Source organism: Bifidobacterium aemilianum, from assembly GCF_003315635.1.
Classification (GTDB): Bacteria; Actinomycetota; Actinomycetes; order Actinomycetales; family Bifidobacteriaceae; genus Bifidobacterium; species Bifidobacterium aemilianum.
In genome coordinates this window covers 165358-189874 of sequence record NZ_PDCG01000003.1, presented here as the reverse complement: position 1 = coordinate 189874, position 24517 = coordinate 165358, and the positions used below count along the sequence as shown (strand labels likewise).

The window sequence follows — 24517 nt, the reverse complement described above, 5'->3', positions numbered from 1 at the left end:
TTGTGCACAGGGAAAATTGGTGGACGGCAAATTATTCACTATCCAGGAGCAGCTCGACTGCCTGGAAAGTCACGGAATCACTTTCGGCCTGGTCTCCAAGCGGGAGGCAACCCGCTTCCTAACCGACCATACGTATTTCTTCAAGCTCAAGTCATACGAGAACAACTACAATCGAATCCCTGCCACACAGTCCGACTCCTACCGGTATGAGAATCTTGATTTCGCCTATCTCCAGGAGCTGTCCCTGCTTGATACCGTCCTGAAGCATCATGTGGCGTCGCTGTGCCTTGATATCGAATATGGCATGAAGATCAAGCTCAACAAACTGCTCATCGACAATGAGAACCGTAACCTGGGCGATCAGTGCATTAGCCATTACTTCTTCGGCCGAAACCTCAGCGCTATCGTCAACAAGCATCAGAACCCATACACCGATGACCTAGTAGCGGCATGCAATGGGAACTACAAGGTCTGGCACTTGTGGGAGCTGTTGGACTTCAACGCCCAGATAGGCCTGCACCACGCCTACTACGAAGTGACGAAGCAAAAGGACACCATGAACAACTGGCTGTTCATAACCCACAAGCTCCGCAATGCCGTGGTCCACGGCAACTGCCTCCTGACGAATGTGTCCTGCCCTTCCGAATCCATGAGAAGCAGAAGGAAAGCGGACTGGGAGGTCTCCAAACCAGCCCTGAAGATGTGCGGGAAGAAATGGCAGTCAAGCACCCACGCCACTGCCCTGCAGAAGTCATTGGACTATCTGGTGGTCAACAACTATGCGGCCGCGCTGCTGTGCCACCTGAAGCTGGTCAACAGCCCTGAGGTTATCGAGCGCACTTGTGAGCGCATGAACGAGTTCATCGAGCGCATCTGTCTGCATAAGGATGACTACTTCGGTGACAAGGATACGGTCGAACCCCGCAATCCAGCAATCCATTCGGTGCTGAACGCCCTATGCGAGCTCTCTACAGGTTACGCGACCAACGCGCAGGAGAAAGCGGAGCGCTTGAGGCAGCAGGACCAGGCGGCATAAGCGCCCGTCGATTACATAAAAACAGAATCCCAAATTAGGGGTGGCTGGAAACACACACTGGTCATGTCCCCCTCTCGCCGTTGCGGGGAGGGGGACGTCTTGTTTATCGGTTCTTGCCTGGTTCGCCCTTCTGCTGGGTGGGGTTCCATTGTTCCGTCATCTGCAGCTGTGGGTTGATGCCATCGAGTCCGTAGTCCCTTCTGAGCCTGTGGAAGGTCTGCAGGCCCTGGCGCATGGCCTGGTCCCTATCCGCTCCGCCGGCGTAGTCGATACTGGTCTGGATGCGGAAGGCCTCGTCGATGAGTCGGCTCATGTCGTGGGCGCTGAGGTTCTCGATGTGTCGTTCGGCGCCCTGGCGCATGGCGGTTGGCCTGTTGTTCATGGCCGATTGCCATTCGGCGACGGTCAGGGATTGAGCCTGTGGCGTGTGGGACCAGTTGGCCCTGAGCTGTTTGAGGGTCATGTCCAGGCCAAGGTCGGTGGCCGGTATGCGTTCGGTCCATCCGTCCTTTGAGCGCCATGTGATGGTGTATCCGATGACCTGGCTGGGGTCGTTGAATGTTCCCTTGGAGACTCCCTTGCGCATTCTGGGGTCGATGTTCAGCCCTTCCCTCCTGACCCGGCGTATGAACTCGTCTTCGCTATGTGAGGCGACGGCGCAGGCTTCGACCAGCCGTCCGATGGAGAGTTTGGGCATGGTGTTGGCCGCCACCTGGTTGATGAGGCGTTGCCGTGTGTCTGGGTCGAGCCTGGACCAGGGTGGTGTGCCGGTCCATTCGTGCTCGCTTTTCCATTCGGCCCATTGACGCCATTGCTGGTACGTGAACCTGGTGTGGCCGGCGGCAAGGCCGATGGGGCGCAGCTCAGGCATCTGCCGTTCCATCCTCCTGCAGGTGGCCTGCGCGTTGACCCGGTCATGCCAGGGGTTGATCCATTGGTCGGCGGCGAGTTGGACTGCGATGTGGATGTGGTCGTTGCCAGCCTTGGACAGGCCGTGTCTGACGGCCATCCAAGTGGCTCCCTTGCCGTCCTTGTCAATGAGGTTCATCCCGACCAGGTAGCGTGTGATGATTCGTTCCCATTGCTGGTCGGTGAGGATGCCGTCGCCGGCCTTGATGGCTAGAGAGCAGTGCCAGACCCGGTCCTTGCCTGGTTCGCGCTCTGGGTTCTTTTTCCCGCGCCGGTCGGGCGGGTAGGGGTCGTTCCTCTCCCGCAGGAGCTGGTAGCGACGGTCGAAGCGACGTCCGATTTCAGCGAAGGTATCCTTGGGCTGGCCATCGAGGTCGAAGAGGTCGCCCAGGTCGTTGCTGGAGCATATGAGGTGTTGGTCGCGGTGCTCGTTGGCCCTGCCTTTGCCGAAGAGGTAACGGAACAGGCCGGCCGGGTTTGACCCTCTGCTGATGTTGGGTATCATCGTCCCTCCCCGAACTCGGCCAGGATCCGGTCCTGCCGGTCAAGCAGATGTTCGACCAGCCTGGCTGCCTGGGCGGCCGTCTTCTGGTCCTGGCCGTCGGTCTCCCCGTTCGCGTTGGCCACGTGGGCTATCTGGTTGACGTTGTGTCCTATGCGCCAGATCTGGGTGCGGATTTCCGTGAGTTCGCCGATGAGGCGTTCCATGTCCTCGTCGGGTTCCCTGCTTTGGCCGTTGTCTCTTCGGAAGAGCTCGACGGCGGCGTGTGCCATGCTCATGCCATATCGCTCGGCCGTGTTTCGCATGAGCTCGTGGTCCTGGTCGCTGACCCTGAATTGGATTCTGCGCGTGAGTGGCTGGCCAGTCCTTCCGCTTTGGTTATGGCCGGCCATGGCCGTCCCCGCCAGCCCATATGTCACGCCTTTGGCGTGTCGTCCAAGCCTTCGGCACTCGGGTCCTTCCTCCTGCAGGGTGCCCGCAGGGCCCCGCAGGGGGGTCGAGCTTGATTTGTATGGACAAATCATCTAGCTTGCTCCTACCGGATGGTATGGCTATTCCTATTCCCATGGCTATTCCTATTCCCATTTCTATGGCTATGCCTGTTCCTATGCCTATGCCTATGCCCTCGCGTTCTTGTACGGTTCGTTTTTCTGGTCCCCTGGTGCCGGTATTTCGGTCAGCAGGTCACTGGCCATCTTCTGCAGGTCAAGGTCGGTTGCGCGCATGACTTCGGACTCCAGGTCAGGGGATTCTATGAGTTCGGCGATGCTGTGTCGGATGTATTGTGCGCGGCTCAGGCCCGCGTTGAACGCCGCTCGGTCCACGACTTCCAGTTCTTCCTTTGTGAGCAGGAAGCTGAGGGTAGCGTTCTTTTGTTCGGGGGTCAGTGGGGGCAGGACCTGCACCGGCCCCAGGTCTCCTTGGTAGAGGTGTTCTGATTCCTTCGGAATCAGCGCGCGCCGAATGATGTGGGAGCGGCTGACCCCAAGGTCCCTGGCCGACTGTATGAGGCCCATGCGCAGTGACTGATTGCAATGGACACGTATGTATTTGTCGTAGAACATGTTCACCTGCTACTTTCTGAACTTGAAGGCGATGCCTCGCTGTGGGTCGGATACCAAGTTGGCCGTGAAGCTCTTGTTTTTCTCCTTGCTGTGGAATCCTGAAAGCTTGACCGTCTTGCCTTGCAGGACCTGGCGGATCACACTGTCGGTGAGGGTCTTGCCGCTTAGGGTGCCGAATATCTTGTACCCGCAGCCTTCCGTCTGTTTCCATGAGCCGTCCTGTTGCCGTTGTGACTTGTTGGTTGAGCATTGCCATAGGCTTCCGGTCTTGACCACAGGCGCGCCGCACCTGGGGCACGGACCGAACGACTCCCTGGTCCTCTCCCGGTTCAGATACTCGGGCCTGAAGCTGCTGTTGACCTGGTCCGGCAAGCGTCGGCACATGTCCTCTATGCCGGCCAGGAATGCGGTCTCACTCACCTTGTTGTGTTCTATATCGCTGAGCTGTTGCTCCCATTTCGCTGTCAGGACCACTTCCTTGAGTGCGGGGACCGCCACCTCCACGAGGATCTCTCCGTCCTGTGTGCTCTTGATTTGCCGGCCGGTTCTCAGCAGGTATCCGCCCTTCACCAGCGTCTCGATGATGTCGGCACGTGTGGCGGGGGTGCCGATGCCACCTGAGTGGGAGCTGTCATCATCGAGGGCTTGTTTGAGGTTCCTGTCGTCCACGAATCGGCTGGCATGCTCCATGGCCGCCAGGAGGGTGGATTCGGTAAACCGCTTGGGGGGATCCGTCTTCCCTTGCCGTATTTCAGCGCCTTTGTCTCCATGGATTGTGAGGAGGGTCAGACCGGATCGCAGGTCGTCCGGAATCCTTCCTGTGGCGGTTTGCTTTCCATCCTGTTCATCGTTGTCGTCTGTCTGGGCTGCTGCCGTGGGGTTGATGGACTTCCATCCCAGGCTCACTGGAGTGTCCGTTGATGCGGTGAACTTTGGGGAGTCCACACCGTTGATGTGTGCGGTGACCTTGACGCTGTCGTGTATGTACGGCGCGCCGATTGCCTCCCAGAGTCTGAGCACGACCGCCTTGGCCACGAGGATCTGCTCCTGGGGCAGGTCTGCAAGGATTCGGGCGTTTAGGAGCCGTGTGGGCAGGATGGCGGTGTGGCCGGCCACCTTTGCATCGTTGACCAGGCGCTCGATGCTGTCGACGGTTGGCGTTCCGGGGAGTATCCCGTCGACGAGGCGCATGTCGGCGACCAAGGCCTTGACGGCGCCCAGGTCGTTGTGGGTGATGTATGTGCTGTCGGTGCGGGGATAGGTCACCAGCTTGGCTTCGTAGAGCTTTTGCATTGCGGCCAGTGTCTGGGCTGCGCTGAGGCCGTACGGTGGACGGTTCATGGCTTTCTGCAGTCCGGTCAGGTCGTATAGGGTTGGCGGTTTGGTGCTCACCTGTGTGCGGTCCACCTTGTCTATCACCATGCCTGATGCCCGGACCTGGTCGAGGATCCGTTGTGCCTGGTCTGGGGTTGGGAGGTGTTCGCTGGTCAGGGTCCATTGCCCCATGTGTGCCACGACCGTGTAGTAGGGGGTCGATACGTGGTTCCTGATCTGCCGGTCCCGCTCGACGACCAGGGCGAGTGTGGGTGTCTGGACACGTCCGATGCTGATACGACGCCGGTAGGCGATGGTGTGGGCGCGAGAGGCGTTCATGCCTATCAGCCAGTCGGCTTTGGCTCGGGCGTCCGCCGAGTCCGCCAGTCCCTGGTATTCGGTCAGGGGCTTCATTCGTGTCCAGGCCTCACGGATGGCTTCTTCATCAAGGGACGCGACCCAGAGTCGCAGGGTCGGTTTGTGTATGCCGGCGTGTGTGATGATTCGAGCGAAGATGGCCTCTCCCTCACGGTCGGGGTCGCAGGCGTTGACCAGGTCGGTCACGTCATGGCGACGCATGAGAGCGACCAGGTCACTGTAGCGTTGGTCAGCTCCCTTGTCGCCGGAGATCTCCCATTGCCATCGTTGGGGGATGATGGGCAGCTGGTCCATGCTCCATTTCTTATCGCTCCAGGGTTGGTCCTTGTACCGGTCGGGGGTGGCGAGGTCGACCAGGTGTCCCTGCGCCCAGGAGATCAGGGTGTCGCCCGCGCGGAGGCATCCATCTTGTTCCCGGGGGTTCGGATCGAGGGCCTTGGCGATCGCGGTGGCCACTGAATGCTTCTCGGCTATGACAAGTCTCATGGTTGTTCCTTTCCATAGGGGTGGCCAGGTTGGCCACCCCTGTTTATGCGCTCTGCCGGTTTGCTTCTATGCCAGGCCCAGGAGGGGCGCGAAGACGGCCGCAACGATGAAGATGGCTATGAGCGCCAGCACACCGGCCACGAACCATAGGGCCCAGATGCTCACCGATCCCGCCGGCTTGGTCTTGCCGTTGTATGCGTCCTTGCCTGCCAGCTCTATCCGCTTGATGAGGATTTCACAGCCGAAGGCCAGAGCGATCAGGACCATTGTCAGCACTACCTGGACGCCCCCGTTCATGTGGACCGCTAGGTGCCATAGTTGCTTGAGTATGTTCATTTGTCCTTGTTCCTTTCCTGTTTGATGGACATACCCATGGTCACGCCGTTCTGAACCACCAGCCGCGGACTGTGTGACAGGTCCGGCGGCGCGGAAACCAGTCATGGTGTCCGCTGCGGGGCGCCCGATTATGCCTCATGCTTGATAGTGTGTTCCGACATCAAGGAAAGGAAGGGACATGAGTCCTGAAAGCAGGCAGACGAGATCAAGTATCAGGAAACTGTTGCGGCAGGAACGGCAGAAGAAGGAGGAGGCATTGGATTCGTATGCCTCCGCAAGGCTGGCGTTGAGATCCATGGAACGACGGCTGGCGGATGCCAAGACAGCGCTGAAGCGCAAGCGCGATCAGGCACGGGATTTGGGGGTGACGATCGAGGAGCTGAATACAGCTGACGCGATCGTTGACGGACAGGTCATGGCAAGCGGCGAGGACGGCGCGAGGACGTCGTCCTCGCCGGCGCCGGCCAGGCAACCTGTCGACAAGGGGAGTCATCTGGAGGTGAATGATGCGGAGGAAGCGTAAGGAACCGAGGGCCGTATCCTTTAAACGCGTCGCGCTGATGGGGCTTATGGGCTTGCTGGTGTGCGCTTTGGGGGCTGTGATAGTTCACAGCATGGAGAGTCCGGTCGATTCTCCCGTGAGACCTGTCGGGCCTGTAGTGAAACCGTCCGGGAAGCCGTCGAAGTCGAGGGGATTGGATCATGCCGGCATCCCCCATGTTGCTTCGGTGCCGGATCATGGGGCGCCCGGCTCGGCACCTGGCACAGGTCCGGTGGATGCGGCGTTATCGACTTTGGATGCCTTGCTCGATCCCGACCCGGAGGACACGGTGTGGTCCCAGGGCCGGCTTGGTCTGTTGGGATCTGATGGTGCCGGGATGGAGCATCCGGTGCCGGACGCACCAAGGTACTGGTGGCTGCAACGCCAGTACAAACCGGACATGGCCTGTGACGCTTCAGCTTATCGTGGTATCGGCAAACTACCTGATGGAGCATGTGAGAAGGGGAAGTGGAACGCGGACCGGTCAGGAGCCATCACCGTCGCCGGCTATTGGCAGCCGGGCATGACCCGTTTCCCTGTCCCGGAGGGTTTGAGGTTGGATGGGCGCCAGGATCCGCAGAACACCGTCTCGCGTCCCTATGATGTGGTGTCGGTGCCCATGGATGATGGGGTGTGGCATGTGACGGTGTATTGCCCGGCCACACTCGAACAATCCAAGGGCAGTTCGTTCGCCTCGACCGGAATCGGAACCAGGGAGAGTCCCTGTAGGACCGTGGAGGTCACGGTTGGGGGGCAGAATCCGTTTTGGTTGGATGCACAATGAGGCGCATCCATCACTGCTTGAAGCCGGCGGTCGCGCTGTCCTGCATGTTGTCGGTGCTCCTACTTTCTGCCTGCACGCCGGCCGGGGTGCTGGCATTTCTCGGAGGCTGCAAGGACTCCGACTCGGGGTCATCGTCATCGGTCTCCGCGACCGGACCGGCTTCGGCAGCGAGCGGTGAATGGACCGGGCTGATCGGACAGAACATGAGCCAGATCAGTGCGAAATGGCCTCAGTACACGTCCTATTGCAGCACCTACAGCGCTGGTTTCCAATGCACCTGGTGGGCGTGCATGCGGCAGAAGAGCATGGGACATGAGATCACCCAATACATGGGCAACGGCAACATGTGGGGCGCGTCCGCACAGGCGTTGGGCTGGCAGCAGGGTGCGGCCGTGGGCGGCATCATCAGCTTCGCCGCCGGCGCAGTGTTCAATGGGGCGATCGCTGACCCGACCTATGGGCATGTGGCCGTGATCGAGCAGATAGACGGTGACACGTTGCATCTGACTGAAGGTGGCACCAACTTCGGCAAGGTTCATACCACCACGCTGAGCGTGTCCCATCCTCCCGCAGGTGTGAGCTATTGGCATCCAGGGGCTGGGGGCTCGACACCTCCGGCTCCAGGTTCGGATGGCGGTGTCCAGCCCGCCATGTGGGAGTGTGCGGTCTCGGGTTCGACCACGGCCGATGTGTCCTATGACGGGGATGGCACCCACGCCTCACCCGACCAGGCCAAGGCCATTGCCAGGGAGATGATGAAGTCATACAAGGAGTGGAACGATGGAGATTACGATGACCTGATCTGGATTTGGAACCACGAGTCTGGGTGGCGCTGGAATGCGGAGAACCCGAGCTCAGGCGCCTATGGCATCCCCCAATCCCTGCCAGGCTCCAAAATGGCTTCCGCCGGTCCTGATTGGCATGAGAACGCGGGCACGCAGATTAAATGGGGATTGAACTACATCCAAAGCCGCTATGGTTCCCCAAGCAAGGCCAAGGCCTTTTGGCTATCACACAATTGGTATTGAGCCACGAAGGAAAGCAAGACGTTCAGCATTCGGGGCAAATGGTCCAAGGGTGTTTTACCCTCGGGCCATGCGGCAGCCGCCGGAGGTATCAATGGTCAAGCTGATTCAGCTTGACGGGGTTTGGGGCGGTAGCCCCTATATGAACTATTCCGGGATTTCCGGTTTCGCGCTTTTTGAGAGACCATGATCCGCTCTCTTCGGTAAGGGCATGATCCCGCTTGCCGGGTCTGCAGGTTTGACCAAGTGGAGCGATGGCGAGCAGCACACGGAGGGCAACCCGAGTGCGTCGTGTGGTGCGACGCTCCGGGTTGCCCGTAGGAGCAGCGCAGTTATCGTCGGAACGGCTCAAACCTTCAGACCCGGCAAAGGGGCCCTCTCCCATATTCCAGGCGGCGGTCGGTGTCATAAAGGAAGATGGAATGGTTTTCCGGGGGTGGTCTTCGAACCCCATAAGGGGTTCGAAGACGGCGATTCCACCCCGTTTAGGGGTGGCGCGAGCCGTCGATCACAGAATCCATACAGCCCGAATCAAGGGTCCGGGGTGGATGTGCCGGTTTGCCGCCGGTCGGCTTGGTGTCGGCCGGCGGCTGGCGTTCATGCCTGGGCGAGGTGGATGTGCCGTTCCAGGGCGTGGGTGACGAGGGTGGCCAGGGTGCAGTTGGGGTCGAGGTTGATTGCCTTGGTGGCTGTCTGTTCGGCTTGCCTGTCCTGGCCCATGAGCCATTGGATGTATGCGGTGGCGCCGTACAGGGAGGGTCCTCCTTCCACTTGGCCGGCCATGGCGGCGAGCAGGTCCAGGACTCTGCGGGCTCGTGTCTGGTCGAGTTTTTGGGTGCCTTCCTGGAGGCCGTGAAGCACGGTCCAGAGGTGGTCCACGGTGTCCTGCCGGTGGGGGTGGAAGGCCATGCGTTCCAGGACGGTTTTGTCGGCGGTGGGGTCGGCGGCGCTGAGGATGATGGTGTCCCGGTAGCTCAGGTGGGAGTCGATGAGGGCGGCCATGCGGGTGAGTGTGGCGGGGTCTGTGTCTTGGGTGTTGTGGCCGTCGATGGCGACTCTGGCCAGGACGGTGATGTAGTCCTGTCCGTCGGTCTGGTCGAGCCAGGGGTCGGTCATGAATGAGGTGACCAGGGTGTTGTAGTCGGTGTCCTTGATGGTGCTCGTGGTGGTCATGTGCGTTCCTTTCCTTGGGGCCGGTACTGTTTGCGCCGGCGCCCGTAATGGCGCCCCGGGAGCAAGCGGAGAGTCAAGCCCCCGCGTGGATCGCGGACATTCCCCTGGAGGGGCAAGGGGTAGTCTGTTGTACCCCTTGCCGTGGAAGGGGTGTGGCCGTGAGACGCTCGGGGCTTTACTCGCAGCGGCCCGGGGCAGAGTGGAGGGTGTCGGCGCAAACACACATGTTCAAGTCCCTCTGTCAGCAGCACGCCGGAGGCGTGCGGCGGCGGTGGGTTGCCGTCACGGCGCAGCCGTGATGTCCGTTTCCTTCGGTCCGATCGGATAGGTGGTGTGCCTGGTTGTGGGGGTCGAACCCCGGCAGGGGTTCGATGACGACGATTCCGCCCCCCCTGTGGGGGGGGTGGCGCGAGTCGTCACAGTGGCCGCCCCCTTCCTGCGGCTCGGCAGGGGGGGGGGTGGTGTCAGTGGGTGTCGGTGTCCTCGTCCGGGTCGTGGTCGGCCAGCAGGGAGCCGTTGAGCGCGGCCCGTTCCTCGTCGCTGGGCTTGTAGCCGGTGGCTTCCAGGGCTTGGTAGAGGGGTTCGAGCAGGGTGTCGATTTCGTCCGCTGACCGCCATGCGGTGTCGCTTATGGCTTCCTCGACCCATGCGTGGCAGAGCGCGAAGGCGGACAGGCTTGGGGTGGGGTCCCCGAACGGCTGGGGCATGGGGGTGTCCTTACCGGCCATGTCGCGCCATGTCCGCTCCAGCCGGTCGTCGATGACCCACTGATGCTGGTCCTGGGTGATTCGCAGGACGGTCATGGTGCCCAGCGCGTCGGCCATGGTTTTGGGGGGTCGTTTCAGGCCCAGCAGGTGGCGGGTGTGCTCGATGCGTAGTTGGCGGCTGGTCCGGCCGAGGTCTTTGGCCGGGGCCATCAGTGCATCCAGTTCGGCTTGTCTGCGGGCGCGTGCGTCTTCCCACTCCTGGTGGGCGCGCTGGGCCTCCTCCTTCTCCTGGGGGGTGATGGCCCGCATGAGGATTGCCCTGAGCACCCAGCTGCGGTCGGATTCGATGATGCCCACGGCGTCGGGCCGTTGGCCGGGATGCTGGTCCAGCCATGCGCTGAGGGCTTCCTGCGGGTCGGGGTGCAGGTCTGGGGTGAGCTTCTCGATGTAGCGCCAATCATCGGGTGCGGCCCAGAGGTTCCCTTTTTCCAGCTCGACGATGTCCAGGCCCGCCTCGTCGGCGGCCTGCCGGATGGTGTGGCTCCATTGGGCCGCTTCACGGGTCGTGCGCGCCTTGGTCAGCGCCATGTTCCAGTTGTCGGTGCCGGCGGCGGCGATGAGCTCGTCCTGGGTGTGAGGGTCGTCGGCGAAGTCGGCGATGGCTTCGAGCTGGTCGAAGCTCAGTTGGGGTGGCAGGTCCTTGCGGGCTTCGGGGCTGATGGCGGCTATCTTGAGCCGGCGACGTACGGTGGTGGCGCTCCTGCCGGTGGTGCGGGCCATGGTGTCGGTGTCCTCGCCGAGGTCGAGCAGACGGGCATAGCCCTGGGCCTCGTCCATGGCGGTCAGGTTCTCCCGGTGCACGTTCTCGACAATCATGAGTTCGGCCTGTCGGGTGTCGTCCATGGCTTTGATGGTGCAGGGGACTTTGTCGAGTCCGGTCTGTTTGGCTGCCGCGAGCCGTCGGTGGCCTATGACGAGGGTGTGGGTGCCGTCGGGGCCCGCGGGTGTTACGAGGAGGGGCTGCTGTATGCCTTGGGCGGCGATGCTCAGGGCCAGCTCGGTGATGTCCCCCACCTGCGTGCGGGGGTTGGCCGGGTTGGGGGTGATGGCCTCGATGGGGAGCATCTCGATGGTGGTAGTGGTGGTCATGTCCGTTCCTTTCCTAGGGCCGGCACCGGTCGTGCCGACGCCTGGAATGGAGGCGCAGGGGCAAGCGGAGCGTCAAGCCCTCGCGTGGGCCGGACACTTCCCCGCCAGCCCTCCTGGGGCATGGTTTTGGGCCCCAGGGGGCGCAAGGGGGTGTGGATCGGAACGCTCGGGGCTTGATGGGGAGCGGCCTGTGCCATAGTGGAAGGCTTCGGCACCCACCGATTTATCTTCCGCCAGCAGCACGCCGGAGGCGTGCGACAGCGGCGGCCAGACATCGGGGTCCGTGGGCCCCGATGTCCGTTTCGGGCCCAGGACGCCAAATTCGCCCTAAATCAGCCTTAGAACGAGCCCGTCTCGATTCCCGCGGTAAGAAACTGCCCGGGAATGGTTAAAACGGCATTGCGCAAATTTGCGCAGGACAAGAAAACATCTTGCTGTGCGGATATGAACACTGGACAAATTATCGTATTAATGCTGAAGCTCGGATCTTTCGCCCTTAAACTTTTTTTGGAGGTCTCGATACGCCCGGAGCCGAAGGCGAAGCACGCGAAGAGCCGAAAAGGCCTCAGGCCGTGGATCCAGTGGCTCGTGGGCCTGGTGAGTCTCATCCTTGATCTCATCGGGGAGATTCTGACCTGGTTGTGAGTCCGGCAGACGTGAAATCAAGGGCACCACCCCTGAACAGGGGCGGCACCCTTGGATCATTGGCACCTACACAGCGGGGAACAGACTGGCATGGTGGGTGGCGAGATACTCCTGCACCGCCTTGCGGATGAGCGCGGATCTGCCCACATGCTCCTCTTCCGCTCCGGCCTCGGCCCACTCATCGAGCAGATCCGTCGTCCTCACCCTCCATGTCTTCTTCGCCGGCTGTGGTGTCTCACCACGCGGCCTGCCCTCGAAGATCGCCATGAGATCGGCCCTGGTGAGTGCCGGATCACTCTGCTTACGGTAGGTCGGTCTGCTACCTGGGACAGGCTCCCACTCGCCCCGTTCCGCCTCCAAAGCCATCCGCTCGTCGAGCAGATCCTGCTCATCCTTCACACCCATCCGTTTGCTCCTTTCCATGGCGTCTAGTCCCTCGGGATCAAATGCGAATACATGTCGCTCACATGCATCGCGTGGAAACACCGAAAGTCCCCGTTCTGACCCAGACGCACCATGACCTCTATCCAGTCGTTTTTCAGAGCCCCCTCATGCGGAGGACCCACAAAGACCTGGGCCGGACGCCCATACCTATCCACAATCGGCTCCATCCCGCCGTAGTGCATCACGGCGAAGCTGATCTCCTGCCCTGTATAGCCGTGCTTCCGCGCTGATTCGCCGATTTCAAACATACTATAATGATACCACAAACTACTACCACAATATAGTGCTACGACTGGATACTTATCCCGCCTGCTACATACCCAATCCTCTATGACTCATGCTGTCACACCCCCACAAAGCACTTCACATCATCAAGAGGCAAGTGGCCCTTCGGCGCGTCTTCTGCGCCGAAGGGCCACGCGGCAGCCGCCGGAGGCATTAATGATCGAGCTGATTCAGCTCGGCGGGGTTTGGGGCGGCAGCCCCATCCAAAGTTAGCGAATCAAGCGACCCGCACAGAGTCCAAGAGCCAGCATCAACCAGGTATTCCAATGCCGAACAAGACAAGGGGGTGATGCCCTGAAAGCATCTCATGGCTACAGCATGGCCGTCAATCTGTAAAAGGTTGTCCACTATAAACCTAGAACAATTTGGGATTTGAGCGGTCCTGCGTTTTAACCGACTCCACAACGGCGCTGACGATTGAATCCGGTATCCCATATGCGGCCAGCAACTGCTCGGGATGCGCGATGCCAATCCCCTCGTGTTGGCGGTATGACCTCATGCTTTTGACCGCTTGTCGCAGATCGTCCGCCGTCTGATAGATGTATGCCTGTGTGGTCGCCAGGCTTTCGTGCCCCAGCAGGGACTGGACTTTGACCGCATCCCCTGTCGCCCGCCACACGTCGGTGGCAAACCTGCGCCGGAAGGCGTGGGGCGGCCACCCGGTGGCATCCTTTACCAGGGCATAGGCGGTGTCATTGCAGATATGGCCACGCTGCCCGGGAAAGACCCATCCCGGTCCCGCGGACATGAGCTCACGGGCCAGGGGCTCATCCAGTGGTACCACCCTGTCCTTGGCGCCCTTGCCATGGACGATGAGGCTTTTGCCGGTCAGGTCATCAATGACGTCGTCGGTCCGGCATTGCACGGCTTCGGCCCGACGCAAGCCGGCATCAGCGAAAAGCATGACCAAAAGCCTCACTCTCGGGTCGGGATGGTTCATGCCCTTCTCCACTGCCTCACGTGGCGCAGGCTTCTGCTTTTGCTTCCGCCGCTTCACCTTCGGGACGCACTCCATGGGGTCATCCGTCCGTCGCCCGTCCCGCAATGACCACTGGAAAAACGAGTTCAGCGCGATGACTTCCGACCGCATGGTATTTACTCCCACGCCCCGGCCAAGCCACGCCAGCACATCGTTGGTCTCTACCAGGTCGGGAGGCATGCTGGCCTCGCGCGCGAATTGACTGACCACGTACCACCAATGCTCGATCGTGGCCGGTGTCGCACCATGGACCCGCAATGATGCCACCCACCCATCAAGCCACTCGACCCATTCCGCCGGTGGCTGTCGATGACTCTCGAACTGCATAAAGACTCCTTTAGACACAAAAAAAGCCGGCACAATGCCGGCTACTGGCTATCTCACCCAGTCGAGTATGCGTCATAACATGGATTGATGGTCACTATCGCGACAACTAGGCCAGCAAATGACACTAAGCATCAGCATATTGACAATTGTCTTCATGCTGTATATATTCTGTGGATACTCCCAGGCACCATCTCTTAGCTCTTTCCTCCTTTTAAGTCGTGGGTTGTGGGTTCGAATCCCACGGGGGGCACTTCGTCTTCTGGTTGCCTTGCGGCATTCCAGTCTCCGACAGTCACCTTGAGCGAACACTGGAGTCATCCGCAATTGCCCCGGCCCCAGGCATTGAATCAAAACAGGATTGTTCGACGACTGACACATACCGCCGGTATTTGCTCCGAGGCACTAAGTCCTTCAGTCATACATTCAAGAGACCCAACGACCCATTCTTGGTCTGCCGCAGAAGGATCGGGCTCATCCGAAACACTGTAGAAGCGGACCGTGAACGAGCCCTGGCGATTAGGGAATCCCACTGGCCGGCATCCTCGCCCTCATCCCGCCTGGACAACAACGGTCGTTCTCCTTGCGCGCGTCGTACAACAGCAGCTAGCCTAACTGGAGCTAGCATGGCGGTTTCCGCTTGAGAGCCGACTGGGACATCATCCCTTCGACCATCCTTGAATCTTTCGAATAATTGATAGTTTTACTAAACAAAATCCAGTTTTACTGAACAAAATCCAATTTTACTGGACTAAATTTTAGAAGTTTTTGAGAAATTTTGAAAGATTCTATGAATTTTGTGGGTTGTGGATTCGAGTCCCGCGGAAGGCATCGGTTGAACGAGGCAACTCGGACCTTACACGCATAGGAACCAACAGCATTTAACAGAACATTGCTCAGCGGTGAATCGACTTTGTCTCTGGAAGACTTTGCTTTAGGCCCTGTCAGACTTGCTGTCCTCCTTGTAGTTACGGCATTTTGCTTGGCCGCACACAGCGTGCGGGGCTTCACCCATCGTGGCCCCTGAGGACTGGATGGGCTTACCCTGACAGTGACACCACCTTGCCCAAGGCCGTGCCCACCTGGCCACGATGAAGAGAGGTCGAGAAATGAGCGACAACGCGACACCCTCCGACAGGCATAGCGCCCAAGAGGACCACGCCAGACCACGACACCGGCCGCTGATCATCGGGACCGCGCTGCTGGCCCTGGCCCTGGCCGCAGCGGGCAGCGCCTGGCACCTCCACACCAGCCACGAGACGGCCCTGGCCACCTGCCAGTCACACATGGCAGCGCTGGCCAGGTCCGCCCGCGACCCGGACACCGCGCTATCGCGATACAAGGACACGGCAGCCACACCAGCCGACCAGGTCAAGGACGCCACAACCGTCACGGACATGCGCAAGGCCTATACGACCGCCGCAGCCACCAGGCAGACCCCCATCAGCTGCGACGCCTCCCCGACAAAGGACCTGCAAGACACGGCCACCAAGGCCGCCGAAGCGGTCATCGCCTCGCGTGACGCCAAAAGCATCGATGACGCCAGGGCCGCCCTGCAAGGCAAACGCGACGAGGCCGGCACGCTCCTGACCACATCGGAGGGCAAGGTCGCCGACGGGACCACCCGCGAGACCCTGACCACAGCCATCCAAACCACGGACAACCTCCTGGCCAATAGTAAGACCCAACTCCAGACCCTACGCGACGGGACCGGACCCCTCCAGGCGGCAATCGACCAGGTCAACACCAGCATCCAAACCAAGAGCGACACCGACGCCGCGGCAGCAGCAGCCGCCCAGGCACAGCAATGGAACGCGGCACCCTCATACAAGGGCGGGTATCAGGGCGGCCTACGGGCGGCGGATATACCAGCGGCAGCCAGATTCCATCAGCACCAAGCACTCCAACAACAGGATCGAGCGGCAGCAATTGGAGAGACAGATTGCAACAAGGGACAGTAACGAATAATGGGAACCCGGTCTGTCAGCCTGGTGCTGCTTGTGGCATTGGCTGATTGACCGCATCCTGCAATTGTTGAGGACCTGGTCTGGGTGAAGTCTGGTTACTTCAGACACATCAGTAGCCGTTTCAGGACCTGACTCCGTGCCATTCTTTTGAAGTGGGTGCCGGGAATACGGGTTGGTCAGCACTCACTCCTTCCATGGCCTAGGCAGAGTCACTAAAACTCGGCAACGGCGTCCAATGTATGGGCAAGGCTTATCTATTTTCAACCGAGCTCAGCTTTCACCCTGTGGTTGCGGCAGTCGGTATGGCCGATATGAAACCAGAAGAGGGCAATCGCTGAAGACTTACTGCTTTGGAATAGCGACGAGGGTCGAGACCTCCACTCCCGCCGCCCCGCAGAGAGATAGGACCTATTGCAGATATCAGGTTGCCTACTGCTAAGTCGGCCCGGCAGAGCAGCCGCGACTTTGGCAATATGCCTTCAAGAAAGCTGCAGATATTAAGAGTATGATTAGAAGAATCAGCCCAAATCGCACGATTGCAATGTGCGCGAGGCCATAGACTCCAATTCTGCGCCACGGCCAAAGCCGGCAAAACCCTTCGCATACGTCCATTGTGCCAGCCTCTATTATAGGGTGCCGACCCTGTAGCACGAAGGTCTCCGCCATCGCAGCCCAGCCTCCAGCAATCTTGACAAATCCAACAAAAGTGTTGAAAAATGGCCCTTTTGCCAGGGGAATTTCCCGCCAAGCCAAATCGAATCTTTTGATTTTCTGTCCTAGCGTGGAAGCAGAAAACAGTAGATAGGGGAAGATCCCAGATAGCCTCTGAGGTCAATTCCACACGGTTTTATGGTACAGAGAGGCGTAAGGCTGCGCCACGAAAAGGACAGTAGTCCATGAACAACAACTTGCGCACGGACGACAACACTCAGACCCACAGCTCGTTCACAGAGCGGGCCGGCAGGACCCTGCGGGCCCTCCTGATTCCACTTGCGGCGATGGCCCTCGCATTGGCCCTGACCCCCCTGGCCGGAACAAGCCCTCAGGCGCAAGCCGCCGAGGCACCGGTGGACCCCACACCACGCCTATACAAGATGCTGGGCTACAACAACCGCATCGACACCTACCAGGATGAGATCCGTATGGACTTCGTGCTCCGTGTTGCCCATGGGGCCGTGGACCCGACCTGCGTCGCCAAGGAAGGCCCCAAACGTGGCCAGAGCGTGGTCAAACCAGGGGAGTATCCAGCAGCCGGAAACCGCATCGCAACCCAGGCTTGCGGCAACCTTGGGTTTCTGTACTCCTATTATGGCGGCCACAACAACACCAAGGAATGGTGGCGGGTCAAGTATGTGCGCACCATGGGTGGGGCCGGCGCCTCCGATGCGGTGACCATGGATGGCGCCTACCGTTGGGCCCACAACCAGGACCAGTACTACACCATCCACAATGTGCTGAGTTCCGGCAGTTACGACTATCTGACCATTTCCATGGAGACCGACATCAACTACCCTGACACCAGAACCGCCGCCCACGACTCCGGGCTGGCACCAGTCTCCTCGGACCACAAGGGTGGGGTACGGTTCCCCCAATACATCTACGCCTTTGTGGGAGACAACGCCGGCTACTGGTCCTGGACCAAGAACCATGAGGCCGGCAAGGTCTACGGGGATGGCATCCTCTCGACCAATGACACCCAGCAGTTCGTGAGCGACGGCCTGCCCAACATCGCGCAAGAGGCCACGACGGACCTCTATACGGACGTGGTCACCGATACCGCGGACCCATCAAAGGGCAACCACAACGGCCCCATATCCCTCATCGGCTGGGATCAGACACCACAGCTCTGGAGCGGCGGCCAGGCCAACTGGGGACTAGTGACCGACTATGGCCTTCGCTACCACTACAATTACCGGACCGGCGACAGCACGGCTTCTGCCCCCCTCAATACCGCGGCCGAGGGCGTGGCACCACCCCGGTCCTTCTTCGTCTTCTGGAACAATCCGGCCTACGGCAAGACCTACACGGATAGTCATGGCGCCAGCCACCCGTATCCCTGCTCCAAGACGACCTCCTTCTACTACCAGTGGGTGGCCCTCAAGAACGGCAGCGACTGGGTGCCGGTATCCTCGCTGACCCCCACCGCGCAAAAGGTGGACGGGCAAAGGCCCTATGCCTCCGAGTCCCCCTCGTATACTCCCAGCAACGCCAGCGACCCTGTGGCCTACAATGAGGCCCCCAGACCTGGCCACAGTCCCAACACCCTCATCTCACCAGGCAGCGCCCAGCACCCTGACGGCTCCATCGACTTCAAGGCGGCCAAGGATCAGGACGGCCTGGACGGCTATTTCAAACTGGTGACCTGGCCCATCACCAGCAACCAGGACGGCAGCCTCACCGGCTGCGATACCGGCGAGTGGAAGAACGCCGCCAACCCTGACGCCGGCATCACCAGCTCCATGCCCCAAAGCCAGATCACTGAACGAATCAGCAACGGTTGGACGGTCGACACGGCCTTCTACAAGTATGAGTTGAGCAACCCGGCCCCGCCGGTCATCACCGACATCTCGCCCTCGCGGACCAGCAACGCCCACCGGTATGCCCAGACATTGACCCCGACCATCTCCGGCACCGGCGTCCCCAGCAGCCCAGGCAACACCTACCGTGTGGACCTGTACCGGGAGAATCCGGCCCATCCCATCAATGACGCAAACCCGAACGATACTGGGACCAAAGGCATATACGTGGGCAGCGTACAGACTGACGAGCAGGGCACATGGTCCATACCCGACAGCAATATCGACGGAGGCAACGCAGACGGGAAAACCCAGCGCTACCACGCCTGGATCGTGGAGGAGACCTCGGCCTGCGGCCTGACGTCCACCTTCTCCAACATAGAGTCGGTCACGCTCCTGACCGAGACCGACCCGGCTCCGCAGGTCCTTGAGGTCAAGGTGCCCCACACCGTCAACGGTTCCCTGCCTTCTGGCAGTTCAGTCACGGTGAGCGGAAGGGCGGCTCCCCTACACGCCAACATCTCCCGCCTGCAGCTCTATGCCATCGCACTGGCTGACCACTCGGGCACCCCGGTCCTGCTCTACACCAGCGACCTCCTGCCCTCAGTGGGCGACCAGGCCTGGTCCACCCAACTGAGTCCCTCAGCATTCGCCCAGTCAGCGACCGAGGCGCGTTACCGCTTCCAGGCGGTGCTCATCAACCCTGTTGGCGCGCAGTCACCCAAGGGCGAGATGACCCAGAACATGGACATGACACCACCAAAACCAAGCATCGCCCATGCGGACTGGCGGGGCATCGACGCCAGCTCACTCAACGGATTCACAGCCGGCGACTCCAGCCCGGAGCAAGGAGACATGATTCAGGTGGAATGGCCTGACGGATCCCAAGCCGCGTACTCCCCCAGCCACCTCACCGGGGCCGACGGCTCCTGGCATATCGACCTTCCGTCCAGCATGCAATCCGGTACAGTACGCATATGGGCCAAGGATTCAGCCGGCAACGAGTCCGCATCGGTCGAAGCTCAGCTGCAGAGCATCAAACCCGTGACTTCCCTGCCCTTCACCGGCGGCCCAAGACTTCCGATGCTTCTTCTCGGACTGCTGGGAGGCTTCACACTGATACTTGTGGGCCTGGTCACAACAATGCGGCTCTCCTCCTGAACAAGAGGTCACTAGCGCACCAGCCAGGGGCAGCCCCTCCAGCTCAGAGGTGCCGGCCGCCAGCAAAGCGGGAACTGCCCCCTCATCAGCCCAGGCCAGCAGGCCGACAGTATTGATCGAAGAAGTTGGCGATCAGCCGCCGGCCTTCCTGACTGGCGATGCTCTCAGGATGAAATTGGACCCCCTCGATCGGGAACCGCCTGTGGCGCAGCCCCATAACATACCCATCGTCCTGAGCAATGGCACTGACTTCCAAATCAGGCGCGGCCTGCGCTGACTGCCGGTCGACCACGAGCGAATGGTAGCGAGCGCCCTCCAACTGGTCTGGAAGACCGGTAAAGCAACCCCTCCCGTCATTGTCAATCAGGCTTGTTTTGCCATGACGACGCTGGTCGGCAATGGTGACCTCTGCCTGGAAGAACTCCCCAATGGCCTGCATTCCCAGGCAAATGCCGAAGACCGGTCTTTGCCCGGCCAGGCGATCCAGCAGTTCAAGATATCCGGCGTCCTCCGGCCGACCAGGCCCTGGACCCAGTATCACGGCATCGTAGTCCATAGGGTCCAGCTGCGGCAGCTGGTTGGTCCGCGCGACATCGGTCTGCACCCCCAAGAGGTCCACATAGTTCTTGACTACATATACGAAGCTGTCAAAGGCATCAACCAATAAAACCCTCATCAGCGAGCTCCTTTCCGGTGATGGCCAGGTAGGCCGAACTCATTTTCTTAATGGTCTCCAGCCATTCGCTCTCGACCTGAGAATCCTCCACAATGCCGGCTGAGGCTCGAAGACGATAGGTGCCCATACCCTCGGCGGCAGCCTGGTAGGCGGCGGTACGGATGCAGAGGGCGGTCAGGGTGCGGCCATCGAAGCCCAGGAATCCGACGGCTCCCGCATAGACTCCTCTGGACGTGACCTCGGTCTCTTCAATGAGTTCGACCGCCCGAACCTTGGGGGTGCCTGTCATGGTTCCGGCAGGGAAGGCCGCTGCGAAGGCATCGTACTTATCGAGTTCCGGCCGCAGCTGGCCGACCACGTTCGAGACCATGTGAATGACGTGGGAGTAAAGTTCGGTGACCATGAGCTGGGTGACCTCCAAGGATTCTGGAATGCAGCAGCGGGCCACATCATTACGGCCCAGATCCACCAGCATCAGGTGTTCCGACCGTTCCTTGGGGTCAGATGTCAAGCGGTCAATGGCGGCCTGCCGGGCTGGGCCGCCCTCTGCAGGATTGCCTACTGTACCGGCAATGGGCCGTAGGGTGATTTGCCCCTGGGGAGTCAGGCCAATGAAGAGTTCCGGACTGGCTCCTATGATATGCAGTCCTTGTGGAGTGACGAAGTAATACATGTAGGGAGAGGGATCCTGAGAGCGCAAGTGGCAGTAGACCTGGAAGGGTGCAATGGCAGAGTCGACCACGATCTCATGCCCAAGCTGAAGCTGGTAGACATCACCCTGGGCGATATGCCGCTTGGCTTTGGCGAACCACTGTGAGAAATGGTCACGATCAATGCTGTCGTGAGCCCGATAGGGGCGGGTGGTGTCCCGTAGGCTAACAGTCTCTTCCTCCGGACATGACTGTGCCAATACGGCCATGGTTTGCTCGGCCAGTTCGGGGCAGTCGCCAGCAATATGGATGATGGTCAGGCTGCCGCTTCCATTCTCCGGATTGAGGGTGACGATGCCCCGGTAGAGGGTCAGGGAGATGACCGGTGGCTCACTGCTGCGATCAATGCGCTCCTCCAAATCCTCTATCATGAATATGGTGTCATAGCCGAAGTAGCCGAACCAGCCCATGCCGAAAGTCCCATCAGGGTCACCCTGCCGGTCGAACAGGGCCTCAAGCCGACGCAAGACCACAAAGACCGCCTCCATATCAGCAACCCGGCTGCGGTGAACTCGGTCCTTACCAGCCGGACCCAGTAGAGTGATCAGCTCCTGGTCCACAGGGCCTGCCTCCAAGCTTTGGACGGACAGCGTCCGGTCGCTGACCTCCAGGGTGAGCATGGGATCGAAGCCGATGATTGACCTGCTCCCATCTCGTGCGGGTCCTGCGAGCGACTCGAGCAGGAACAGACGGTCCTCGCCATGGACCGCCCGCAGCTTGCCATAGAGGTCAAGCGCCTTCCCTGGTGACGGGATGCTTCGGGTTTCTATCTGCGCTGGAATGCTCATGATTGCCTTTCTGATATGGCGAGACCCTTACTGAGTGGCACTGTTCTGCTGCCGTCATGCCACCCCTGCCTGACCAGCAGCCTCATGTTCGCGTGCGGGAAGCCGTGGACGAGGCCAGGCCTGGGTCTCATATACATGTATGGAAATGTGGCTTAGGGCTACAGCTAAGCCTTGTGGGCATGGCCCGAATATCCATGGGGGCCTGTGCCTGGCTTTCAGCGCCTATCGCCGAACCGGCACCCATCGCACGCTCATCGCGGAAGGGCGAGGGAAGGTGTGGAAGGGCGGGTCTGCGAATCCGTGCCTTTCTACCTAGAACAGCGGACCAGCAAGCTATCGGTCCAGCAGACCACCATCGGCACCTGCACTCCAGTGTCCGCTTGCGCCACTCAGGGCACCGGGTTCGAACCCGCGAATCAGATTAACGACGCCATCGAAAATCGGCAGAGGAGCAGGCACACATGTGCAGCTGTTCGCAATCCGATATATAAGCAGTCATGCTGTTGATGGTAAGGGCAATACGGGCATACCTACGCGCGAAATCCACCATGTGGACTCAATACAGCAACATTGCTGCTATTCACTTGGCGTAACGCGAGACCACCTGCGGGTCCACCGGCACAGGACCCATGCAGCATCCGGCTACTGCTGGAGCGAGCCTGCCGAGCCAGGCCTCCCAAGCCTCCACCACAAGCCCAGCAGAAGGACTGAGACAAGCAGCCGGAATGCAAGGTGCGAGAAATGAATCTGCCCGTACATGACCAGTCCGTTGACAAGGGCCGCTGCCAGAAGACCCAGCACTCCCACGGGCAGGAGTTGCCACCACCTCAGTGAGGCCAAGAGGCAGACCGCGCACAGCAGCGTCAGAATCCGCGGCCAGAGGGGCATCTCAGCATCCACCATGATGGCCGACGCTCCCATCAGCAGGGCATATACAACTGTCAGGCACCTATAGAGTATCTTCATGGCGGCTCCCTTCACCGGCCATATTACTTGAAGTTCACAGCCGCAATCTTATCCAGCCACCGTTGGCGGCGCTCAGGTCTGGAACCTGTGATGCCGCCGAAGTCATACCAGCTTCCTGTGCCCACGCCCAACTGCTTCAAAGTCTTGTTGACGACGATCCACTTAATCCCATTGCCCATGAAAAGCATGGAAATGCGATGGTTTGAGGAGGGGGCTAGAGCGATACCTAGCCCCTTCCCCGGCATTCCTAGAAGGCCCAGTCGTCGTCATCGGTGGACTCGGAATGGCCCATCACATAGGAGGAACCCGACCCGGAGAAGAAGTCGTGGTTCTCGTCCGAACCCGGCGACAGGGCAGCCAGAATTTCGGGGCTCACAGCGGTCTCCTCCGCAGAGAACCGCGCCTGGTAGCCTAGGTTCATCAGGGCCTTGTTGGCGTTGTAGCGCACAAAGGCCTCCACATCTTCCATGAAGTCGAAGCCCTGGTAGTTCTCTTGGGAGTAGCGCATCTCCAGATCATAGAGCCGGCCCATCAGGTCCATGGTGTAGCGTTCCAGCCGCTGCTGCTCCTCGGGACTGCGCTGTTCCAGCCCGCGCTGATACTTGTAGCCCGAATAGTAGCCATGGATGGCCTTGTCGCGCAGAATCAGGCGAATCATATCGGCAGTGTTCATCATCTTGCCGCGGGAGGCGAAGTGGAGGGGCAGGTAAAAGCCCGCGTAGAGCAGGAGGGAGGAAAGGAGGGTGGCGGCAACCTTGCGCTCCAGGGGGTCCTCGCTCTCATACTGCAGCAGCTCGGTCTTGACCCGCTCCTGCAGGAGGTCGTTGGCCACGGCCCAGCGGTAGGCACGGTCTGTCTCCTCAGTGGAGCAGAGGGTGGAGAAGATGGAGGAATAGGAGCGGGCATGGACGGCCTGCATGAAGGCGATATTGGTGTATACGGCCTGCTCGTGCTCGGTGCGGGCGTACTCAATCTGGCAAATCTCGCCGACGGTGGCCTGGGTGGTGTCCAGCAGGGTCAGCCCGGTGAACACACGCACTGTGGTGTCACGCTCCAGCTGGGTCAGGCTCGCCCAGGAGGGGATGTCGTTGGACAGGGGGATTTTCTCGGGGAGCCAGAAGTTGGAAATCAGACGGTTCCAGACCTCCAGATCCTTCTCATCAATGATGTTGTTCCAGTTGATGGGGCGTACGCGCGCCTCATGATTGTCGCGGAACCGGGGAGGGGTAACGGAAGCCGCCATCATGGCATCATCGGCATACCGCAAACCGTCCTGGCCCTCACTATTATTCAATGTCCTGTCGTCCATATGGACCTTCCTTGTCCTACCGGCCCTATTGGCCCGGCCCTTCTGCTTGACCTTGCACTCACGGCTGACCGAGTCACAGACCGGGCCTGAATCAGGCCCGCCCCTCAACCGACCTCACACTTCCAGCCCATCGTCCTTGCTCCACAAACACAATATCTAGTGTTTTGTCTCAAGTCAGACACTAGATAACGTATTGCATAGAGAAGGAAAACCCAAGCCCAAAACCCCGAACTGAGCACAATGTGACATACCTGACATTGTCGTCAAGCTCAAACAACAGCCTCAACACCAGCCAAAAGGCCCCTGAACGGCAGCGGCCCCTCGATCGCACCCGAAAAAGAGG

General features: G+C 60.2%; 20 protein-coding genes. 7 read left to right on the top strand and 13 right to left on the bottom strand.

Translation table 11 applies throughout. The features are described 5' to 3' along the window. Positions 1-19: 19 nt before the first annotated feature. On the top strand, positions 20-1036 hold the full coding sequence (locus tag CRD60_RS04555) for an Abi family protein (RefSeq protein ID WP_161522188.1): 1017 nt from the start codon (positions 20-22) through the stop codon (positions 1034-1036). Positions 1037-1139: 103 nt separating this feature from the next. Here CRD60_RS04555 and CRD60_RS04550 read toward each other — a convergent pair whose 3' ends face one another. From CRD60_RS04550 to CRD60_RS04530, 5 genes are all read right to left on the bottom strand, one after another. Beyond that, positions 1140-2450, bottom strand: a complete 1311-nt coding sequence (locus tag CRD60_RS04550) for a relaxase/mobilization nuclease domain-containing protein (protein WP_236630839.1) — start codon at positions 2448-2450, stop codon at positions 1140-1142. Then, on the bottom strand, positions 2447-2725 hold the full coding sequence (mobC, locus tag CRD60_RS08800) for a plasmid mobilization relaxosome protein MobC (RefSeq protein WP_161522187.1): 279 nt from the start codon (positions 2723-2725) through the stop codon (positions 2447-2449). The genes CRD60_RS04550 and mobC overlap by 4 nt, the downstream gene beginning before the upstream one ends. 339 nt (positions 2726-3064) lie before the next feature. After that, entirely contained in the window at positions 3065-3511 is a 447-nt protein-coding gene (locus CRD60_RS08635) for a hypothetical protein (RefSeq protein ID WP_127975639.1), read from the bottom strand. A gap of 9 nt (positions 3512-3520) precedes the next feature. Then, a complete protein-coding gene (locus tag CRD60_RS04535; RefSeq protein WP_113860110.1) occupies positions 3521-5689 on the bottom strand; it encodes a type IA DNA topoisomerase in 2169 nt (722 codons plus the stop codon). Positions 5690-5755: 66 nt separating this feature from the next. Continuing rightward, positions 5756-6025: a hypothetical protein gene (locus CRD60_RS04530; protein WP_113860109.1), complete on the bottom strand. Its 270-nt coding sequence runs from the start codon at positions 6023-6025 to the stop codon at positions 5756-5758. Between the two features lie 178 nt (positions 6026-6203). Here CRD60_RS04530 and CRD60_RS04525 point away from each other — a divergent pair, with 178 nt between their 5' ends. The 3 genes from CRD60_RS04525 to CRD60_RS04515 all read left to right on the top strand — a co-directional run bounded on the left by CRD60_RS04525 (position 6204) and on the right by CRD60_RS04515 (position 8378). Continuing rightward, positions 6204-6548, top strand: a complete 345-nt coding sequence (locus CRD60_RS04525) for a hypothetical protein (protein ID WP_113860108.1) — start codon at positions 6204-6206, stop codon at positions 6546-6548. A gap of 250 nt (positions 6549-6798) precedes the next feature. Continuing rightward, the gene (locus CRD60_RS04520) at positions 6799-7350 is read left to right on the top strand and encodes a hypothetical protein (RefSeq protein ID WP_127975638.1); all 552 of its coding nucleotides are present in this window, start codon (positions 6799-6801) and stop codon (positions 7348-7350) included. Continuing rightward, positions 7347-8378, top strand: coding sequence for an aggregation-promoting factor C-terminal-like domain-containing protein (locus CRD60_RS04515; RefSeq protein WP_113860106.1), 1032 nt, complete (start codon positions 7347-7349; stop codon positions 8376-8378). Before CRD60_RS04520 ends, CRD60_RS04515 begins: the two co-directional genes overlap by 4 nt. Before the next feature lie 594 nt (positions 8379-8972). Here CRD60_RS04515 and CRD60_RS04510 read toward each other — a convergent pair. Both CRD60_RS04510 and CRD60_RS04505 read right to left on the bottom strand, forming a co-directional pair. Further along, positions 8973-9548, bottom strand: a complete 576-nt coding sequence (locus CRD60_RS04510; protein ID WP_113860105.1) for a hypothetical protein — start codon at positions 9546-9548, stop codon at positions 8973-8975. A gap of 464 nt (positions 9549-10012) precedes the next feature. Beyond that, on the bottom strand, positions 10013-11404 hold the full coding sequence (locus CRD60_RS04505; RefSeq protein ID WP_113860104.1) for a ParB/RepB/Spo0J family partition protein: 1392 nt from the start codon (positions 11402-11404) through the stop codon (positions 10013-10015). A 384-nt stretch (positions 11405-11788) separates the two neighbouring features. Here CRD60_RS04505 and CRD60_RS04500 point away from each other — a divergent pair, with 384 nt between their 5' ends. Beyond that, positions 11789-12049, top strand: coding sequence for a hypothetical protein (locus CRD60_RS04500; RefSeq protein ID WP_113860103.1), 261 nt, complete (start codon positions 11789-11791; stop codon positions 12047-12049). Between the two features lie 66 nt (positions 12050-12115). Here CRD60_RS04500 and CRD60_RS04495 read toward each other — a convergent pair whose 3' ends face one another. Together CRD60_RS04495 and CRD60_RS04485 are read right to left on the bottom strand one after the other, a co-directional pair. Further along, positions 12116-12454, bottom strand: a complete 339-nt coding sequence (locus tag CRD60_RS04495; RefSeq protein ID WP_113860102.1) for a hypothetical protein — start codon at positions 12452-12454, stop codon at positions 12116-12118. 679 nt (positions 12455-13133) lie between these two features. Beyond that, a complete protein-coding gene (locus tag CRD60_RS04485) occupies positions 13134-14117 on the bottom strand; it encodes a tyrosine-type recombinase/integrase (protein WP_236630837.1) in 984 nt (327 codons plus the stop codon). Positions 14118-15190: 1073 nt separating this feature from the next. Here CRD60_RS04485 and CRD60_RS04480 point away from each other — a divergent pair. Together CRD60_RS04480 and CRD60_RS04475 are read left to right on the top strand one after the other, a co-directional pair. Next, positions 15191-16042 carry a hypothetical protein gene (locus CRD60_RS04480; protein WP_113860099.1) on the top strand — a complete coding sequence of 284 codons (852 nt, stop codon included), beginning with the start codon at positions 15191-15193 and terminating at the stop codon, positions 16040-16042. A gap of 902 nt (positions 16043-16944) precedes the next feature. Then, positions 16945-19725: a hypothetical protein gene (locus tag CRD60_RS04475; RefSeq protein ID WP_113860098.1), complete on the top strand. Its 2781-nt coding sequence runs from the start codon at positions 16945-16947 to the stop codon at positions 19723-19725. 85 nt (positions 19726-19810) lie between these two features. Here CRD60_RS04475 and CRD60_RS04470 read toward each other — a convergent pair whose 3' ends face one another. From CRD60_RS04470 to nrdF, 4 genes are all read right to left on the bottom strand, one after another. Then, positions 19811-20401, bottom strand: coding sequence for an anthranilate synthase component II (locus CRD60_RS04470; protein ID WP_113860097.1), 591 nt, complete (start codon positions 20399-20401; stop codon positions 19811-19813). Further along, on the bottom strand, positions 20382-21899 hold the full coding sequence (locus tag CRD60_RS04465; RefSeq protein WP_113860096.1) for an anthranilate synthase component I family protein: 1518 nt from the start codon (positions 21897-21899) through the stop codon (positions 20382-20384). Before CRD60_RS04465 ends, CRD60_RS04470 begins: the two co-directional genes overlap by 20 nt. 989 nt (positions 21900-22888) lie before the next feature. Next, positions 22889-23044, bottom strand: a complete 156-nt coding sequence (locus CRD60_RS08795; protein WP_161522186.1) for a hypothetical protein — start codon at positions 23042-23044, stop codon at positions 22889-22891. 68 nt (positions 23045-23112) lie between these two features. After that, entirely contained in the window at positions 23113-24108 is a 996-nt protein-coding gene (gene nrdF / locus CRD60_RS04450) for a class 1b ribonucleoside-diphosphate reductase subunit beta (RefSeq protein ID WP_236630850.1), read from the bottom strand. Between the last annotated feature and the right edge of the window lie 409 nt (positions 24109-24517).

Coding starts and splice junctions, on each gene's coding strand:
- CRD60_RS04550 (WP_236630839.1), bottom strand. CDS start 2,450: ATGATACCCAACATCAGCAGAGGGTCAAACCCGGCCGGCCTGTTCCGT.
- mobC (WP_161522187.1), bottom strand. CDS start 2,725: ATGAGCATGGCACACGCCGCCGTCGAGCTCTTCCGAAGAGACAACGGC.
- CRD60_RS08635 (WP_127975639.1), bottom strand. CDS start 3,511: ATGTTCTACGACAAATACATACGTGTCCATTGCAATCAGTCACTGCGC.
- CRD60_RS04535 (WP_113860110.1), bottom strand. CDS start 5,689: ATGAGACTTGTCATAGCCGAGAAGCATTCAGTGGCCACCGCGATCGCC.
- CRD60_RS04530 (WP_113860109.1), bottom strand. CDS start 6,025: ATGAACATACTCAAGCAACTATGGCACCTAGCGGTCCACATGAACGGG.
- CRD60_RS04525 (WP_113860108.1), top strand. CDS start 6,204: ATGAGTCCTGAAAGCAGGCAGACGAGATCAAGTATCAGGAAACTGTTG.
- CRD60_RS04515 (WP_113860106.1), top strand. CDS start 7,347: ATGAGGCGCATCCATCACTGCTTGAAGCCGGCGGTCGCGCTGTCCTGC.
- CRD60_RS04510 (WP_113860105.1), bottom strand. CDS start 9,548: ATGACCACCACGAGCACCATCAAGGACACCGACTACAACACCCTGGTC.
- CRD60_RS04505 (WP_113860104.1), bottom strand. CDS start 11,404: ATGACCACCACTACCACCATCGAGATGCTCCCCATCGAGGCCATCACC.
- CRD60_RS04500 (WP_113860103.1), top strand. CDS start 11,789: ATGGTTAAAACGGCATTGCGCAAATTTGCGCAGGACAAGAAAACATCT.
- CRD60_RS04495 (WP_113860102.1), bottom strand. CDS start 12,454: ATGGGTGTGAAGGATGAGCAGGATCTGCTCGACGAGCGGATGGCTTTG.
- CRD60_RS04480 (WP_113860099.1), top strand. CDS start 15,191: ATGAGCGACAACGCGACACCCTCCGACAGGCATAGCGCCCAAGAGGAC.
- CRD60_RS04475 (WP_113860098.1), top strand. CDS start 16,945: ATGAACAACAACTTGCGCACGGACGACAACACTCAGACCCACAGCTCG.
- CRD60_RS04470 (WP_113860097.1), bottom strand. CDS start 20,401: ATGAGGGTTTTATTGGTTGATGCCTTTGACAGCTTCGTATATGTAGTC.
- CRD60_RS04465 (WP_113860096.1), bottom strand. CDS start 21,899: ATGAGCATTCCAGCGCAGATAGAAACCCGAAGCATCCCGTCACCAGGG.
- CRD60_RS08795 (WP_161522186.1), bottom strand. CDS start 23,044: ATGGGCAATGGGATTAAGTGGATCGTCGTCAACAAGACTTTGAAGCAG.
- nrdF (WP_236630850.1), bottom strand. CDS start 24,108: ATGGCGGCTTCCGTTACCCCTCCCCGGTTCCGCGACAATCATGAGGCG.